12 protein-coding genes are annotated in these 17,258 nt (G+C 74.0%); 4 read left to right on the top strand and 8 right to left on the bottom strand.

Annotated elements, in window-relative coordinates:
* The first annotated feature begins 158 nt into the window (after positions 1–158).
* Positions 159–1,979, top strand: coding sequence for a serine hydrolase (locus ACIQD7_RS08215; RefSeq protein ID WP_402440602.1), 1,821 nt, complete (start codon positions 159–161; stop codon positions 1,977–1,979).
* A gap of 36 nt (positions 1,980–2,015) precedes the next feature.
* Here the strand turns inward: ACIQD7_RS08215 and ACIQD7_RS08220 are convergent, their stop codons facing one another.
* The 7 genes from ACIQD7_RS08220 to ACIQD7_RS08250 all read right to left on the bottom strand — a co-directional run bounded on the left by ACIQD7_RS08220 (position 2,016) and on the right by ACIQD7_RS08250 (position 11,062).
* Complete coding sequence (locus tag ACIQD7_RS08220) at positions 2,016–2,918, bottom strand: LysR family transcriptional regulator (RefSeq protein WP_402440605.1); 903 nt, start codon at positions 2,916–2,918, stop codon at positions 2,016–2,018.
* A gap of 49 nt (positions 2,919–2,967) precedes the next feature.
* Positions 2,968–4,167 carry a glycine C-acetyltransferase gene (locus tag ACIQD7_RS08225; protein ID WP_121829663.1) on the bottom strand — a complete coding sequence of 400 codons (1,200 nt, stop codon included), beginning with the start codon at positions 4,165–4,167 and terminating at the stop codon, positions 2,968–2,970.
* 3 nt (positions 4,168–4,170) lie between these two features.
* Complete coding sequence (gene tdh / locus ACIQD7_RS08230; protein WP_121829664.1) at positions 4,171–5,205, bottom strand: L-threonine 3-dehydrogenase; 1,035 nt, start codon at positions 5,203–5,205, stop codon at positions 4,171–4,173.
* Positions 5,206–5,409: 204 nt separating this feature from the next.
* The gene (locus ACIQD7_RS08235) at positions 5,410–6,993 is read right to left on the bottom strand and encodes a phytoene desaturase family protein (protein WP_402440608.1); all 1,584 of its coding nucleotides are present in this window, start codon (positions 6,991–6,993) and stop codon (positions 5,410–5,412) included.
* Between the two features lie 70 nt (positions 6,994–7,063).
* Positions 7,064–9,355, bottom strand: coding sequence for a tetratricopeptide repeat protein (locus tag ACIQD7_RS08240; protein WP_402440610.1), 2,292 nt, complete (start codon positions 9,353–9,355; stop codon positions 7,064–7,066).
* A complete protein-coding gene (locus tag ACIQD7_RS08245) occupies positions 9,337–10,251 on the bottom strand; it encodes an oxygenase MpaB family protein (RefSeq protein WP_121833776.1) in 915 nt (304 codons plus the stop codon). Before ACIQD7_RS08245 ends, ACIQD7_RS08240 begins: the two co-directional genes overlap by 19 nt.
* 271 nt (positions 10,252–10,522) lie before the next feature.
* Positions 10,523–11,062 carry a CGNR zinc finger domain-containing protein gene (locus ACIQD7_RS08250; protein WP_402440612.1) on the bottom strand — a complete coding sequence of 180 codons (540 nt, stop codon included), beginning with the start codon at positions 11,060–11,062 and terminating at the stop codon, positions 10,523–10,525.
* Between the two features lie 138 nt (positions 11,063–11,200).
* Between ACIQD7_RS08250 and ACIQD7_RS08255 the strand changes: the two genes are divergently transcribed.
* On the top strand, positions 11,201–12,460 hold the full coding sequence (locus ACIQD7_RS08255; protein ID WP_402440614.1) for an MFS transporter: 1,260 nt from the start codon (positions 11,201–11,203) through the stop codon (positions 12,458–12,460).
* A gap of 310 nt (positions 12,461–12,770) precedes the next feature.
* Here the strand turns inward: ACIQD7_RS08255 and ACIQD7_RS08260 are convergent, their stop codons facing one another.
* Complete coding sequence (locus tag ACIQD7_RS08260) at positions 12,771–13,751, bottom strand: TerC family protein (protein WP_402440616.1); 981 nt, start codon at positions 13,749–13,751, stop codon at positions 12,771–12,773.
* 390 nt (positions 13,752–14,141) lie between these two features.
* Between ACIQD7_RS08260 and ACIQD7_RS08265 the strand changes: the two genes are divergently transcribed.
* Positions 14,142–16,553, top strand: a complete 2,412-nt coding sequence (locus ACIQD7_RS08265; RefSeq protein ID WP_402440618.1) for a phosphoketolase — start codon at positions 14,142–14,144, stop codon at positions 16,551–16,553.
* Complete coding sequence (locus ACIQD7_RS08270) at positions 16,550–17,242, top strand: response regulator (protein WP_402440620.1); 693 nt, start codon at positions 16,550–16,552, stop codon at positions 17,240–17,242. The genes ACIQD7_RS08265 and ACIQD7_RS08270 overlap by 4 nt, the downstream gene beginning before the upstream one ends.
* Positions 17,243–17,258: the final 16 nt, after the last annotated feature.

The raw sequence follows: 17,258 nt of genomic DNA on the forward strand, positions 1-17,258 counted from the left end.
CTCCTCATGGGCGTTCTGCACGTGCACCCTTCCCCTTCATTTCGGTTTCAAACTCTTTATTTTGCTTTGAAAGCAAAGAGATCTTTACGAGTGATGCTACCTGAAGGAATGTTCGAGGGGAGCCGTTTGGCGGCTGTGCCCGGTGGGAGACAGGGGGCATGACGGAGGATGCGGCGAGACAAGGACGTTCGACCCGGCGCGCGTTCGGCGGCGGGCTCCTGGCCCTCGGAGGAGCGGTGATGATCGGTGCGGTGCCGGGCGCCGGTCCCGCGACGGGGGCCGAAAGCGGGTCAGGAGGCGGTCTCGGGGCCGGTGTCCCCGCGCGGCGGACCACGCTGCGGCGCGGTTCGGCCGCGCGGGCCGGACTGCTCGCGCCGCACCTGGACCGACTGGTGACGGAGGCCGAGGCCTTCCTCCGCCCCTCCCCCGCGCACCCCTGGTACGCGGGCGCCGTCCTGCTCGCCGGGCGCGGCGGGACCGTGGCCCTGCACCGGGCGATCGGCTCGGCCGTGCGGTACGCGGGCTACGACGAGAGGACCGACACCGGGATCGAACTGCCGCCGGAGCGGCAGCGGCCGATGACCGGGGACACCGTCTTCGACCTGGCCTCGGTCTCCAAGCTGTTCACCTCGATCCTGGCGGTGCAGCAGATCGAGCGCGGGGCGCTCGACCTGGAGGCGAGGGTCACGGCGTACCTGCCGGAGTTCGGCGGCGGAGGGAAGCGGGACGTCACGGTGCGTCAGCCCCTGACCCACACCTCCGGGTTCCGGTCCTGGATCCCGCTCTACCGGGAGCCGACGCGGGAGGGGAAGCTGCGGCTGCTGTGGGAGGAGAGGCTCGCGAATCCGCCGGGGTCCGCGTACCTGTACTCCGATCTCAACCTGATCTCGCTCCAGTTGGTCCTGGAGGAGATCACCGGGCGCGGTCTGGACGTCCTGCTCCACGACGAGATCACCGCTCCGCTCGGGATGCGCCGCACGCGCTTCAACCCGCCGCCCTCCTGGCGGCCGGACATCGCCGCCACCGAGGACGCCCGGCCGCCCTGGTCGGGCCTGGACCGGGGCATGGTGTGGGGCGAGGTCCACGACGAGAACGCGTACGCGCTCGGCGGGGTCGCCGGGCACGCCGGGATCTTCTCCCGCGCCTGGGACCTGGCGGTCCTCGCCCGCGCCCTGCTCAACGGCGGGGCGTACGGCCCGGCCCGCATCCTCTCCCCCGCGTCCGTGGAGCTGATGTTCACCGACTTCAACACGGACTTCCCCGGCGACGCGCACGGGCTCGGCTTCGAACTCCACCAGCACTGGTACATGGGCGCGATGGCCACGCCCCGCACGGCCGGGCACACCGGCTTCACCGGGACCGGTCTCGTCCTGGACCCGACGACCGACTCCTTCCTGATCGTCCTCGGCAACTCCGTCCACCCGGTGCGCTCCTGGCGCTCCGGCTCCGCGCCGCGCGTCGCCGCCGCGAACCGGCTGGCCAGGGCCGTGCCCGTACGGCCCGTCCGGGGGCGGACGGCCTGGTTCTCCGGCATGGAGAGCGGCACGACCGCCACCCTCGCCCTGCCCCCGGTGCCCGGCGCCGCGCGCCTGGAGTGCGCGCTGTGGTGGGACACCGAACCGGACGCGGACGCCGCCTTCCTGGAGGCCTCCCGCGACGGCGGGGCGACCTGGGAGCCGCTGCCGTTCGTCACCGCACGCCCCGGAGCCGAGCCGGTGGCGCACCCGGCGGGAGCGGCGGGCGGTTGGTCCGGGCGGGTCTGGCACCGGCTCGCGGCCGAGGTGCCGGGGACGGCCCGGGGCGCCGTCCCCGTACGGCTGCGGTGGCGGTACACGACGGACGCGCGGTACGTCGGACGGGGCGTGTACGTGGACGGGGTCCGGGTCCTCGACGCCGCGGGACGCCCGCTCTTCGACGAGGCCCGGCCCGCGGACGGCGCCCGGATCGAGGCGGTGGGGTGGACGGCGTCCCGGGACTGACCCGCCGGTTCGGGTCCGGCACGGGTCCGGGGGTGCTCAGTCGGCCGCCGCCGTGCGCAGTTCCGTCAGGAGCGGGCTGATCAGGGGGTGTTCCTCGGCCCCGCGCCGTACCGCCGCGAAGACCCGGCGGGTGGGGGCGACCCCGTCCACCGGGCGGATCCCGACGCCGGTGAGGTCCATCCCGCGCAGCGCGGAGCGCGGCACGAGGGCGACCCCGGCGGAGGCGGAGGCGAGGGCGACGACGGCGCGGAAGTCGTCGGAGACGTGCGCGAAGCGGGGCGCGAACCCGGCGTACTCGCAGGCCAGGACGGTGACGTCGTGGCAGGGGTTGCCGGTGGACTGGCCGATCCAGTCGTCCTTGGCGAGGGCGGCGAGCGCGACCCGCTCGCCGGCCGCCAGCGGGTGGCCGGGCGGCAGGACCGCGTCGAAGGGCTCCGCGTAGAGCGGCACGCGGGTGAGGCGGTCGTCGTCCTCGCCGGGGGCGCCCCGGTACTCGACGGCGACGGCCACGTCCACCTGCCGGTCCAGGACCATGAGCAGGCTCTCGTCGCCCTCGGCGTCCCGCACCCGGACCCGGATGCCGGGCGCGGTGCGGGCGAGCGCCGTGAGGGCGGGGGCCACCACGAGGCCGATGCCGGTGGCGAAGGCGGCGACCGTGACCGTACCGGCCTCGCCGGAGCCGTAGGCGGCGAGCTCGGCCTCGGCGAGCTCCAGCTGGGCCAGGACGGCGTTGGCGTGGCTCAGCAGGATCTCGCCGGCCGGGGTGAGGCGGGCGCCCCGGGCGCTCCGCTCGACCAGGCGGTGGCCGGTCTCCTGCTCCAGGGCGGCGAGCTGCTGGGAGACGGCGGAGGGGGTGAGGTAGAGCGCGGCGGCCGCCGCCGTGACCGTGCGGTGGTCGGCCACCGCACGGAGGATGTGCAACCGCCGCGCTTCGATCATGCTCCCAGTCTCGCAGGCCGGAGGGGCTGCTCCGGCCCGCGGACCGGGGTCAGCCCGCGAGGGCGGCGCGGGCGGCGACGAACGCGTCCACGGCCCGGTTCACGTCCTCCGTGGAGTGGGCGGCCGAGAGCTGGACGCGGATGCGGGCCTGACCCTGCGGCACGACCGGGTACGAGAAGCCGATCACGTACACGCCGCGCTCCAGGAGCAGCTCGGCCATGCGTCCGGCCTCGGAGGCGTCGCCGATCATGACGGGGGCGATGGCGTGGTCGCCGGGGAGGACGTCGAAGCCCTCCTCGGTCATCCGGGAGCGGAAGAGCTCCGTGTTGGCCCTGAGCCGGTCGCGCAGGTCGCCGGCGGACTCCAGGAGGTCGAGGACCTTGAGGGAGGCGGCGGCGATGACCGGGGCGAGGGTGTTCGAGAAGAGGTACGGGCGGGAGCGCTGGCGCAGCAGGGCGACGATCTCGGCGCGGGCGGCGACGTAGCCGCCGGAGGCGCCGCCGAGGGCCTTGCCGAGGGTGCCGGTGATGATGTCGACGCGGTCCATGACGCCGTGCAGCTCGGGGGTGCCGCGCCCGCCGGGGCCGACGAAGCCGACGGCGTGCGAGTCGTCGACCATGACCATGGCGTCGTAGCGCTCGGCCAGGTCGCAGATCTCGTCCAGCGGGGCGACGTAGCCGTCCATCGAGAAGACGCCGTCGGTGACGATGAGCTTGCGCCGGGCGCCGCCCTCGACGGCCTCCTTCAGCTGCCGCTCCAGGTCCGCCATGTCGCGGTTGGCGTAGCGGAAGCGGCGGGCCTTGGAGAGGCGGATGCCGTCGATGATCGAGGCGTGGTTGAGGGCGTCGGAGATGACGGCGTCCTCGGCGCCGAGGAGCGTCTCGAAGACGCCGCCGTTGGCGTCGAAGCAGGAGGAGTAGAGGATCGTGTCCTCCTGGCCGAGGAAGGAGGAGAGGCGCGCCTCCAGCTCCTTGTGGACCTCCTGCGTGCCGCAGATGAAGCGGACGGACGCCATGCCGTAGCCCCAGCGGTCCAGGGCCTCGTGGGCGGCGGCGACCACGTCGGGGTGGTCGGCGAGGCCCAGGTAGTTGTTGGCGCAGAAGTTGAGCACCTCGCCGGGGCGGCCGCCTGCGGTCACCTCGACGGTGGCCGACTGGGGGGTGCCGATGACGCGCTCGGGCTTGTGGAGTCCGGCCCGCTCGATCTCTTCGAGGGTGGCTCGGATGTCGTCGCGTACGGAATCGAACATGGGTCAGGCTCCCGCAGTCCAGTCGAGGATGATCTTGCCGCTCTTGCCGGAGGCCGCGTCGTCGAAGGCGGCCTCGAAGTCGGTGTACGCGTACCGGCCGGTGATCACGGGGGCGAGGTCGAGACCGCCCTCCAGGAGCACCGACATGGCGTACCAGGTCTCGAACATCTCGCGGCCGTAGATGCCCTTGACCGTGATCATGGAGGTGACGATCTTCGCCCAGTCGACGGCGAAGTCCTCGCTGGGCAGGCCCAGCATGGCGATCTTGCCGCCGTGGGTCATGTTGGCGACCATGTCGCGCATCGCGTGCGGGTTGCCGGACATCTCCAGGCCGACGTCGAAGCCCTCCTTGAGCCCGAGGGTGCGCTGGCCGTCCGCGATGGTCCGCTCGGCGACGTTCAGGGCGAGGGTGACGCCCGTCTTGCGGGCGAGTTCGAGGCGCTCCTCACTGACGTCGGTGATGACGACGTTGCGGGCGCCGGCGTGCTTGGCGACGGCGGCGGCCATGATGCCGATCGGGCCGGCGCCGGTGACCAGGACGTCCTCGCCGACGAGCGGGAAGGAGAGCGCGGTGTGCACGGCGTTGCCGAAGGGGTCGAAGATCGCGGCGACGTCGAGGTCGACGGGGACACGGTGCACCCACACGTTGGAGGCGGGCAGGACCACGTACTCGGCGAAGGCGCCGTCGCGGCCGACGCCGAGGCCGATGGTGGCGCGGCAGAGGTGGCGGCGGCCGGCCAGGCAGTTGCGGCACTTGCCGCAGACGAGGTGGCCCTCGCCGCTGACCAGGTCGCCGACGGCGATGTCGGCGACGTCACGGCCGGTGTGGACGACCTCGCCGACGAACTCGTGGCCGAGCGTCAGCGGGGTGTCGATCGTCTTCTGCGCCCAGCCGTCCCAGGAGCGGATGTGCAGGTCGGTGCCGCAGATGCCGGTCCGCTTGACCTTGATGAGGACGTCTCCGGGGCCGGTCTCCGGCTCGGGCACGTCCGTGAGCCAGAGTCCCGGCTCCGCCTTCAGCTTGACCAGTGCCTTCAATGCAACGGCTCCCGACGTGCGTGTCCTGTGATGTGGGGGTGAGGGCAGGGCTGTGCGCCCAAGATCCCTGGAAGAGAATCTTCCGTACGCGCGGCTCCGGGTCCATCGAGGATTTCTTAAGCGCGCTCGCAGATCAGCTTCACACCCCGGGCGGGGACGGCCCGGCGTCAACACGCGGAGGGGGCGTTCACCCTTCCGGGGAGGTCATCGGCCCAGGACGCTCATCGCCGCGTTGTGACCGGGGATGCCGCTCACTCCCCCGCCCCGGATCGCGCCCGCGCCGCACAGGAGCACATTGGGGTGGCGGGTCTCCACGCCCCAGCGGCCGCCGCCCTCCCCGTCGGGGGACCCGTCCGCGTACGGGAAGGAGAGGTCGCGGTGGAAGATGTGGCCGCCGGGCAGCCGCAGCTCGCGTTCGAGGTCGAGCGGGGTCTTCGCCTCGATGCAGGGCCGCCCGTCGGCGTCGAGGGCGAGGCAGTCGGTGATCGGCTCGTCCAGGTGGGCGTCGAGCTGGGCGAGGGTGGCGTCGAGGAGCGCGGCGCGGGCGCGGTCGTTGTCGGCGGCGAACAGCCGGGCGGGGGTGTGCAGCCCGAAGAGGGTGAGGGTCTGGTACCCCCGGGCGGCGAGCTCCGGGCCGAGGATCGTCGGGTCGGTGAGGGAGTGGCAGTAGATCTCGGAGGGCGGGGCGGTGGGGAGGCGGCCCGCGGCGGCCTCGGCGTGGGCGGCGGCCAGCTGTCCGTACCCCTCGGCGATGTGGAAGGTGCCGGCGAAGGCCTCGTGGGGGTCGACGGAGCGGTCCCGGAGTTTCGGCAGCCGGGTGAGCAGCATGTTGACCTTGAGCTGGGCGCCTTCCGGGGCGGGCGGGGGCGGGTCGCCGAGCAGGGCGGCGAGCTCCTGTGGGGAGGCGTTGACGAGGACGTGGCCCGCCTCGACGGTGGCCTCGCCGTCGGCGGTGCGGTACGTGACCTCGGCGCGGCGTCCGTCGGTCTCGATCCGGGTGACCTCGTGGCCGGTGCGGAGGTGGGCCCCGGCGGCGCGGGCCGCGTCCGCGAGGGCGTCGGTGAGGGCGCCCATGCCGCCCACGGGCACGTCCCAGTCCCCGGTGCCGCCGCCGATGACGTGGTAGAGGAAGCAGCGGTTCTGGAGGAGGCCGGGGTCGTGGGCGTCGGCGAAGGTGCCGATGAGGGCGTCGGTGAGGACGACGCCCCGGACCAGGTCGTCGGCGAAGTGCTCCTCGACGGCGACGCCGAGGGGCTCCTCGAAGAGCATCCGCCAGGTGTCGGCGTCGTCGACGCGGGCACGCAGGGCGGCCCGGGTGGGGAGCGGTTCGGTGAGGGTGGGGAAGATCCGGCGGGCGGCCCGGCCGGTGCGGGCGTAGAACGCCTGCCAGGCCTCGTACGCGCGGTCGGAGCCGGTCAGCGCGGCGAAGGAGGCGCGGGTGCGCTCGGGGCCGCCGCCGACGAGGAGGCCGCCGTCGTCCTTCGGGGTGTACGAGGAGACGGACCGCTTCCGCACACCGAAGGTCAGCCCGAGGTCCCGGACGATCTTCTCCGGGAGGAGCGAGACGAGGTACGAGTAGCGGGAGAGGCGGGCGTCCACCCCGGCGAACGGGCGGGTGGAGACGGCCGCCCCGCCCGTGGAGCCGAGCCGTTCCAGGACGAGGACGGTGCGCCCGGCGCGGGCCAGGTAGGCGGCGGCGACGAGTCCGTTGTGCCCGCCCCCGACGACGACGGCGTCGTACGGGGCGGCGGGCGCGGGGGTGCCGGGGAGCGGGGCGGAGGCGGTCATGGCTCATGCTCACACGCGGGCGGGGGCCGGGGAAGGGGACGGGCCGGGCCCGTCGCCTTCCCCGGGGCGGTCAGGCGGAGGCGGCTCCCCGCGGGGGCGTGGCCGCGCCAAGGAGGAGGGCGGCGGCCTCGGTGGGGTGGCCGAGGCGCTCCAGGCAGTGGGCCTCGTCCTCCAGGGCGGCGACGGTGTCGGGGTGCGCGGGGCCCAGGAGCCGGGTGCGGGCGGCGGCGACGGCCCGGTGGGTCTCCAGGGCCTCCTCCCAGCGGTCGAGCCGGCCGAGGGCGACGGCGGTCTCGCGGCGGCTGAGGAGGGTGTCCGGGTGGTCGGCGCCCAGGGCCCGCTCCCGGGCCGCGTGGACGTCCCGGGACTCCGCGAGCGCCTCCTCCCAGCGTCCGAGCCGGCCGAGGTTGACGGCGAGGGCGTGGCGGGCGCGCAGGGTCTCGGGCCCGTCGGGGCCCTGGGCGCGGGTCCGGGCGGCGATCAGGTCGCGGCAGACGTCCAGGGCGTCAGCGGCCTGGCCGAGCCGCCCGAGGAAGACGCCGGTCTCGTAGCGGGCGGCGAGGGTCTCGGGGTGGTCGGCGCCGAGGGCCGAGGCGCGTGCCTCGGCGACCGCGCGGTACTGGGCGAGCGCCTCCTCCCCGCGCCCCAGGCGCCCGAGGACGTGGGCGACCTCGTGGCGGGTCGCCAGGGTGTCGGGGTGGGCGGCGCCGAGCAGCCGGGCCCGCGCCTCCGCGACCTCGTGCGCCGTGCGGTACGACTCCTCCAGGCGCCCGAGGCGGCCGAGGGTGAAGGCCAGGTTGTGACGGCAGCGCAGGGTGTCGGGGTGGTCGGGGCCGACGGTGCGCTCGCGGGCGGCGATCACCTCGACGTAGAGCTCGTACGCCTCGGGGTGCCGTCCGAGGCGCCCGAGCGCGTACGCCCGCTCCTGGCGCGCCGCGAGCGTGTCGGGGTGGTCGGCGCCGAGGACGCGGGCGCGGGCCAGGGCGACCCGGCCGAAGACGTCCAGGGCGTCGGCGGGGCGGTCGAGGCGGGCGAGGGCGAAGCCGACCTCGTAGTGGCTGGCGAGGGTGTCGGGGTGGTCGGCGCCGAGGACCCGCGAGCGGTCCTCGGCGACGGACCGGTGCACCGCCTCGGCCTCGTCCCAGCGGCCGAGTCGGCCGAGTCCCATGCCGGCCCGGTGGCGGCCGGCGAGCACCGCGACCAGCTCGGCGGGGGGCGCGGCCGGGGCGGGCGGGGTCGTGGCGGGCGCGACGGCGGTGGCTGACGCGGCGGTGGCAGGCGCGGCGGCGGTGGTCCATTCGGTGGTGAGGACGGCCGCAGCGGGGTCGTGGACGGCCGGGCGCGGGCCGGCGGCGGTCCCGGCCGGGCGGTGTCCGCCGCTCATGCCGCGGGCCCACGCGGGCGCGACGAGGACGGGAGCGGGGGCGGGCCCGGGGTCCACCGGAACGGGCCGGGTCGGCGGCAGGGGCGGCTGCGCGGGCACGCCGGGCGGCGGGGCGAACGGGGAGGGGCCCGCGCGGCCCGAGACGATCCGGCGGCGCAGGTCCCCCGCGTCGGCCGGCCGCTCCTCGGGGACCTTGGCGAGCAGGTCGACGACGAGGCGGTCGAAGTAGTCGGGCAGCTCGGCGCGGTGGGCGCGCGGCGGGCTCGGCACCGTGTCGCGGTGGCCGATGAGGATCGCCCAGGAGTCGCCGAGGTCGAAGGGCGGGGCGCCGGTGGCGAGTTCGTACAGCACGCAGCCCAGCGAGTAGAGGTCGCTGCGGTGGTCGATCTCGCCGCCGCCGATCTGCTCCGGGGACATGTAGTGGGGCGTCCCCATGGCGATGCCGGTCCCGGTGAGCTTGGAGGTGAAGCCCATGTCGGCGCCGAGGCGCGCTATTCCGAAGTCGCAGATCTTCACCGTGCCGTCCCGCAGCCGCATGATGTTCGCGGGCTTCAGGTCGCGGTGCACGATGCCCTGGCGGTGCGTGTAGGCGAGGGCGTCGGCGACCTGGTCGGCGATCTCGACGAGGTCCTGGACGGGCAGCGGGTTCTGGGCGTTGGCCGCGAGGAGCTGGCTGAGGTTGCGGCCCTCCAGGAGCTCCATGACGAGGAAGAGCACGCCCTCGTACTCGCCGAAGTCGTGCACGACGGTGATGCCGCGGTGCTGGAGCGCGGCGGCCACCCGGGCCTCGCGCCGGAAGCGCTCGCGCACCACGTCGCGGGAGTGGGGGTCCTGCTGCGGGCCGAGGGGTTTGAGGCACTTCACGGCGACGCGGCGGCCGAGCGCCTCGTCGGTGGCGCGCCACACCTCGCCCATGCCCCCGCGGCCGATGACCTCGTGCAGGCGGTACCGGCCCTGGATCAGTCTGGAGTCCCCCATCGCGTGCCGCCGCCCCCGTCGATTCCGTGCGCCCTTTCCGGTGTGTCCAGTATGGCCGCCGGGTCGGACAGTGGATACGGGGTGGGGTACGCGTACGGATCGGGCCGCGTCTCCGGTCCGAGCCGTTCCACGGCGCGCAGGACGTGCCGGGGCGGCAGCCTCCAGCGCAGGCCGGAGGGGATGCGGCGCAGGAGGCGGGCGGTGGCGGCGAGCCGGCGGGTGACGGTCTCCGGGGGCGGGGCGGGCCGCCCGTAGAGGGCGTGGGCGTACGGGGGCAGGGTGTCGTACGCGAGTGCCGTGACGCGCCGCCAGATCACTTCGCGCGCCGGTACCAGGACGGGTTTGACGGGCGGGCGGCGCAGGAAGTCCTCGACGGTGCGGGCGTCGGGTCCGGCGGCGAGCCGGGGGCGCACCGCCTCGAAGTAGGCGGCGAGTTGCGCGGTGGACGCCGGGACGGCGTCGGGGTCGAGGCCGACGAGCCGGGCCGAGGCGCGGTGTTCGGCGACGTAGCGGTCCGCCTGGGCGTCGGTGAGCGGGATTCCGGAGCGGCGGGCGACGGAGAGGTACGAGTCGGTCTCGGCGCAGTGGACCCAGAGCAGCAGCTCGGGGTCGTCCACGCCGAGCCGCCGGTGGATCCGGCGGACCCGGGCGCCGGCCGCCTCCGCGGCCTCGGTGGTCCCGTAGCTGAGGGTCCCGACGAAGTCCGCGGTCCGCAGGAGACGGCCCCAGGGGTCCTGCCGGAAACTGCTGTTGATCATGACGCCGCGCACGGCGACGGGGTGCAGCGCCTGGAGCCACAGGGCCCTGACCCCGGCGATCCACATCACCGGGTCGCTGTGCAACTGCCAGGTCACGGAACGGGGCCCGAAGAGCCCGGGATCGGCGTCCTGCCTCATGGCGTTCAGGCTACGCCGGAACGGCGGCGGTAGAGCCTGCCGTGCGGGGCTTTCCGCGCGGGCGCTGCGCTTTGCCTCCGAGGGCGAGGCGGGTCCGGGAGGCCCGGGGGCCGTGGGTCCGAAGGGCCCGGGAGTCCGGAGGGGCCGGGCCGGAGAGGGTACGCCCCGAAGAGGGCCCGGAAGGCCCCGTACGAATCCCCTCCGTACGACGACGTACGGGCGGCTCCCCGAAGAGGGCCCGGGAAGGCCACGTCCCGGAAGGGACCCGGCCTCAGGGCGTTCGGCGTTGGCGGGAGGCATAAGCGCGGGACTTGTTGCGGTTTCCGCAGACCCGCATGGAGCACCAGCGGCGGCTGCGGTTCTTCGAGACGTCCCAGAAGGCCCATCCGCAGGTGTGCTCCGCGCAGCGCTTGAGGCGGGCCGCGTCCCCGGCCGCGACCAGTTCGCTCCACGCGATGGCGAGCAGCGCCAGCGGTTCGCGCTCCGGGGGCAGTTCCGCCGAGGGGACCAGGGTTCCGTGCACGGTGACCCGTACGGGGTGCGCGGCGAGGACCCGGTCCGCCTCGGCGAGCAGGCCGGGGTCGGGGACGTCTCCGACGTGGGCTCCCAGCTCCTCGCGGAGGCCGGCGCGCAGGGCCAGGTAGCTCCGGTGGACTTCGTCGGGGACCGTGCCGGGCGCGTCGAGCAGGCCCCGGTCCTCCAGCCAGCGGGCGAGCCCGGCCGGGGTGGCGATCTCGTCGCTCCCCTCCTCCACGTCGACCGTGTTGGCGAAGGCCTCCACGAGGACGGCCGGGGCGGGCTGTTCCAGCACGGCGGGCTCCTTTCGTCCGTACCTGCGCCGCCCACTCTACCGGCTAAGCGTTTAGACGGTTGCGGAGGTAGCCGGTCGTACGTCAGAGTGGTCTCACCGGCTAAAGCTTTCGGCGGTTAGGGGAGGATCATAGTCACCGTGCTGTCCGGAGGGACGAAGACCGGCGAGGAGTCCGGCCCGGCGGACCCCCGCCGCCGCAACACCCCGGTCCTGGTCGGCTTCACCGCCGTCACCAACCTCGCCGACGGGGTGGTGAAGATGGCCCTCCCGGTGCTCGCCGCCCGGCTCACCGGCTCCCCCGCCGAGGTCACGGCCGTCTCGCTGACCCTCACGCTGCCCTGGCTGCTCGTCGCCCTGCACATCGGCGTGCTCGTCGACCGCTTCGACCGGCGGCTGCTGCTCTGGGGCGCGAACGGGGCGCGGCTGGCGGCGACGGCCTGGCTCACCGCCTCCGCCACGGGCGGCGGCCTCACCCTCGGGACGCTCCTCGCCGCCGGGGCGGTCCTCGGCGTCGCCGACGTCCTGGCCTCGACCTCCGCCTCCGCCCTGGTTCCGGCCGCGGTGCCGGAGAAGCGGCGCGAGGGCGCCAACGCCTGGATGGTGGGGGCCGAGACCGTCGGCCAGGAGTTCGCCGGGCCGTTCGTCGGCGGGCTGCTGCTGGCCGCCGGGACGGGGATCGCCCTGGGGGCGACGAGCGTCGCGTACGCCCTGGCCGCCCTCGCGCTGCTCCTCCTGGTGGGCCGTTTCCGGGCCCCCGCGCCCGCCCCGGACGCGGTGGCCGTCCCGGTGAACGCCCGGATCGCCGAGGGGATGCGCTTCCTGTGGCACGACCGGGTGCTGCGCACGCTGTCGCTGATCGTCGCCGTGCTCGCCGCCGTCTGGGGCGCCTGGCTGGCGCTCATGCCGCTCTACGCCCGGCAGGCCATGGAGCTCGGCCCCCGGGAGTACGGCATCGTGCTCAGCGCCCTCGGCGTCGGCGGGCTCGTCGGCGCGATGGCCGTCACCCGGGTGAACCGGCTGCTCGGCGCGCGCTGGGCGATGTTCGCCGACCTGGTCGGCACCGCCCTGATGGTGGCCCTGCCGGCCCTGACCACCGACATCCGGGCGGTGGCGGCCGGGGCCTTCCTCGGCGGCATGGGCGGCACGCTCTGGACGGTCAACGCCCGCACCCTCACCCAGCGCGCGGTCCCCGACGAGATGCTCGGCCGCTACAACGCGGCGGCCCGGCTCTTCAGCTTCGGCGCCATGCCGCTGGGCGCGGCCCTGGTCGGCCTCCTGGCCGAGTGGGGCGGTACGCGGCTCGCCTTCGGCGTCTTCGCGCTGGCCGTCGCGGTGACCCCGGTGCCGTTCCTCAGGAACGTCACCCCGTCCGCCCTGCGGGCCTTCCGCACCGGCTGAGGAGTCCGCCCGCGCGCCGCGTCACGGACGGGGACGCGGCCGGGGGCGCGGGGGCTCGTACGCGGCGCAGTCGGGGTTGTGACAGGGGCCCGGACCCCAGAGCGGAACGAAGACCCCCAAGGTCTTGTGCCGCTTGATCTCGCTGTGGACATCGCCGCGACAGACCGGACAGACGTGCTCGGCCCGCGGCTCGCTCTCACGCATGTGGCTGGTCATGCGTCTCACGGTAGAACCATGGAAAAGATTTGAGAAGTACTTTAAGTCTCTTTACTGTCTCATTGTAGTTTTATTGGACGTTATGTCCTCATACTCACCGCTTCCGGTCGGGCGGATCGTCCCGCGGGCCGGTGTCGGACGCCTCGGGGGGACGCAGCAGGCTCAGGGTCACGGAAACCGCCAGGACCACGACGATCACGGCCAGGCTCACCGGGGAGGGGATCTCCGGTATCGAGGTGCTGATGAGTTCATGGGACGCCTGGAGGACGAGTTTGACGCCGATGAAGGCGAGAATGACCGCCAGGCCCGTGCTCAGGTGATGGAAGCGGTCGAGGAGTCCCGAGAGCATGAAGTACAGGGCACGCAGGCCCAGAATGGCGAAGGCGTTGCTGGTGTAGACGATGAAGGCGTCGTCGCTGACGGCGAGCACGGCGGGAACGCTGTCCACGGCGAAGATCAGGTCGGCCGCCTCGATCGCCACGACCACCGCGAGCAGCGGGGTCGCCACGCGCTTGCCGGCCTCCTTGACGAAGAACTTCGTCCCGGCGTACTCGTCCCGTACGGGGACGACCTTGCGCAGCAGCCGGAGCGCCGGGCTCCTGCCCGGGTCGAAGCTCTCCTCATCGCCCTTGAGGATCTTGTAGGCGCTGTAGAAGAGCACGGCCGCGAAGACGAACAGGACGGCGGTGAACCGGCTGACCACCGCCACGCCGGCGGCGAGGAAGACACCGCGGAACACCAGGGCTCCGATGACGCCGAAGAACAGCACGCGGTGCTGGTAGGCGCGGGGGACCTTGAAGTAGGCGAAGATCAGGGCGAACACGAAGAGGTTGTCGACCGACAGGCTCTTCTCCAGGAGCCAGGCGGTGGTGTATTCGGTGCCGGCCGTCCCTCCGAGGACGAGGAAGACGACCGCGCCGAAGACGAGGGCGAGCCCCACCCACAGCCCGCTCCAGGCGGCCGCCTCCTTGAACCCGATGACGTGTTCGCGGCGGTGGGCCAGCAGGTCGACCGTGAGCGACACGATCACCGTGACGGCGAAGGCCCCCCAGAGCCAGAACGGCACGTCAAGCACGTAGACCTCGCAGGGGTCCGCCCGGACAGGTCCTTACACCCGAGTCTGCGCCTCCCGGCCGCGAACGGCACCGCGGAAGGGAGGTCGCGGGCCGGGTCCGGGCCCGGAGCTCCGGCCCGCGGGCTCCCTCCTCATGGCCCGTCCGGCCCTTCTTCCGGGCACTCCGCCCCGTGTCACACCGCCTTCGGGCGGATCACACACCACCATGGGGGCGTACCGCACCGGAGGCGCGCGAGGGGCGCGTCCGCGACCGCGAGGGGTGTGCCCGGGACGGCACACGGGCAGGCGCTCCGGGGACACCGAGCCGGCCGGACGACCGCGTCCGGCCGCGGGCCCCGTACGGGCCACGTAACCCATACGGCTCGACAGGACTCGTACGACGGAGGAGACATGCGCAAGAACAGGCGCTCGGACGACGCGTCCCCGACCGACGAGGAGATCGACGCGCTCGACGCCCACTGGCGGGCGGCCAACTACCTCGCCGTCGGACAGATCTACCTGATGGACAACCCGCTGCTGCGCGAACCCCTGGAGCCGGAGCACATCAAGCCCCGGCTGCTCGGGCACTGGGGCACCTCCCCCGGCCTCAACCTCGTGCACACCCACCTCAACCGGGTGATCCGGAACCGCGGCCTGGACGCCCTGTGCGTCTGGGGGCCGGGGCACGGCGGCCCGGCCGTGGTCGCGAACTCCTGGCTGGAGGGCAGCTACAGCGAGGTCTACCCGGACGTGAGCCGGGACGAGGAGGGCATGGCCCGGCTGTTCCGGCAGTTCTCCTTCCCCGGCGGGGTGCCGAGCCACGTGGCGCCCGAGACCCCGGGCTCGATCCATGAGGGCGGCGAGCTGGGCTACTCCCTGGCGCACGCCTACGGCGCCGCCCTCGACAACCCCGGCCTCCTGGTGGCGTGCGTCATCGGCGACGGCGAGGCGGAGACGGGACCGCTCGCCGCGTCCTGGCACGCGAACAAGTTCCTCGACCCGGTCCACGACGGGGCCGTCCTGCCGATCCTGCACCTCAACGGCTACAAGATCGCGAACCCCACCGTGCTCGCCCGGCTCCCCGAGGCGGAGCTCGACGAGCTGCTGCGCGGCTACGGCCACGAGCCCCTGCACGTGACCGGCGACGACCCGCGCCGGGTGCACCGCGCGATGGCGGCGGCGATGGACACGGCGCTCGACCGCATCCGGGACGTCCAGCGCGAGGCCCGCGACGGCGGCTCGCCCGAGCGGCCGAGGTGGCCGGTGATCGTCCTGCGCACCCCGAAGGGCTGGACCGGCCCGGCGGAGGTCGACGGGCTGCCCGTCGAGGGCACCTGGCGCTCCCACCAGGTGCCGCTGCCGGGCGTACGGGAGAACGCGGAGCACCGCGCGCAGCTGGAGGCGTGGCTGCGCTCGTACCGTCCCGAGGAGCTGTTCGGCGACGACGGCGCACCGTCCGCGCGGGTGCTGGCCTGTGTGCCGGACGGCGAGCGCCGGCTCGGCGCCACCCCGCACGCCAACGGCGGCCTGCTGCGGCGGGACCTGCCCGTACCGCCCCTGGAGCGCTTCGCCGTGGCGGTGGAGGAGCCGGGCGCCACCCGGCACGAGCCGACCGGGGTCCTCGGGGACCTCCTGGAAGCCGTCATGGCCGCCACCGCCGACCGGCGCGACTTCCGGCTCGTCGGCCCGGACGAGACCGCGTCGAACCGTCTCCAGGCGGTGTACGGGGCCAGTGGGAAGGCCTGGCAGGAACCGCTCCTGAAGACCGACGAGCACCTCGACCGGCACGGGCGCGTGATGGAGATCCTCTCCGAGCACACCTGCCAGGGCTGGCTGGAGGGGTACCTGCTCACCGGGCGCCACGGGCTGTTCTCCTGCTACGAGGCGTTCGTCCACATCGTCGACTCCATGGTCAACCAGCACATCAAGTGGCTGCGGACCTCGCGCGCCCTGCCCTGGCGGGCGCCGATCGCCTCCCTCAACTACCTGCTGACCTCGCACGTGTGGCGGCAGGACCACAACGGCTTCTCGCACCAGGACCCGGGTTTCGTGGACCACGTGCTCAACAAGAGCCCCGAGGTCGTCCGCGTCTACCTGCCGCCGGACGCCAACACCCTGCTGTCCGTCGCCGACCACGCGCTGCGCAGCCGTGACTACGTCAACGTGATCGTCGCCGGCAAGCAGCCCTGCTTCGACTGGCTCTCCCTGGACGAGGCCCGCGCCCACTGCGCCCGGGGCGCCGGGGTGTGGGAGTGGGCGGGCACCGAGGACGGCACGCGCGAGCCGGACGTGGTCCTCGCCTGCGCGGGCGACGTGCCGACCCAGGAGGTGCTCGCGGCGGCGGGCCTGCTGCGGCTCCACCTGCCCGACCTGGCGGTCCGGGTGGTGAACGTGGTCGACATGACGCGGCTCATGCCCCACGAGGAGCACCCGCACGGCATGACCGACGGGGAGTACGACGCGCTGTTCACCACGGACCGGCCGGTGATCTTCGGCTATCACGGCTACCCCTGGCTGGTGCACCGGCTGGCCTACCGCCGGGCCGGGCACGCGAACCTGCACGTGCGGGGCTACAAGGAGATGGGCACCACCACGACCCCGTTCGACATGGTCGTGCGCAACGACCTGGACCGCTACCGCCTGGTGATGGACGTGATCGACCGCGTGCCCGGTCTGGGCGTACGGGCCGTGGGGGTGCGGCAGGCCATGGCCGACGCCCGTACCCGCCACCACTCCTGGATCCGGGAGCACGGCACCGACATGCCCGAGGTCGCCGACTGGACCTGGACCGGGTCCGGCGCCCGGCGCGAGGGCGCCCCGTGACGGACGGTCGGGCGGCCGGCGCGCCGACGCGGGTCTTCCTCGTGGACGACCACGAGGTGGTCCGCCGGGGGCTGCGCGACCTGATCGACGACGAGCCCGACATGGAGGTGGTCGGGGAGGCGGCGACGGCGGACCAGGCGCTGGCCAGGGGCCCCGCCCTGCGGCCGGACGTGGCCGTCCTCGACGTGCGGCTGCCCGACGGCGACGGGATCGCGGTGTGCCGGGAGCTGCGCTCGGCGATGCCCGGTCTGGCGTGTCTGATGCTGACCTCGTTCGACGACGAGGACGCCCTGATCGACGCCGTCATGGCGGGGGCGGCGGGGTACGTGCTCAAGCAGATCAAGGGCTCGGACCTGGTGGCGGCGGTACGGACGGTGGCCACCGGGCAGTCGATGCTCGATCCGGCCACCACGGCCCGGCTGATGCGCTCGCTGCGGGGCCCGGAGGCGGCGAGGCCGCCGGAGGACGAGCGGCTCGCGGCGCTCTCCGAGCGGGAGCGGGCCGTCCTGGAGCTGGTCGGGGAAGGGCTCACCAACCGGGGGATCGCCGAGCGGCTCTTCCTGTCGGAGAAGACGGTCAAGAACCACATCTCGCGGCTCCTGGGAAAGCTGGGCGTGGAGCGGCGCGTCCAGGCGGCGGTGATCGCGGCGCAGGCCCACGAGCACGAGCACGGGACCCGGGAGGGGTGACCTTCGCCTCCGGCTG

Origin of the sequence: Streptomyces sp. NPDC093071 (assembly GCF_044754545.1) — a bacterium.
Lineage (GTDB): Bacteria > Actinomycetota > Actinomycetes > Streptomycetales > Streptomycetaceae > Streptomyces.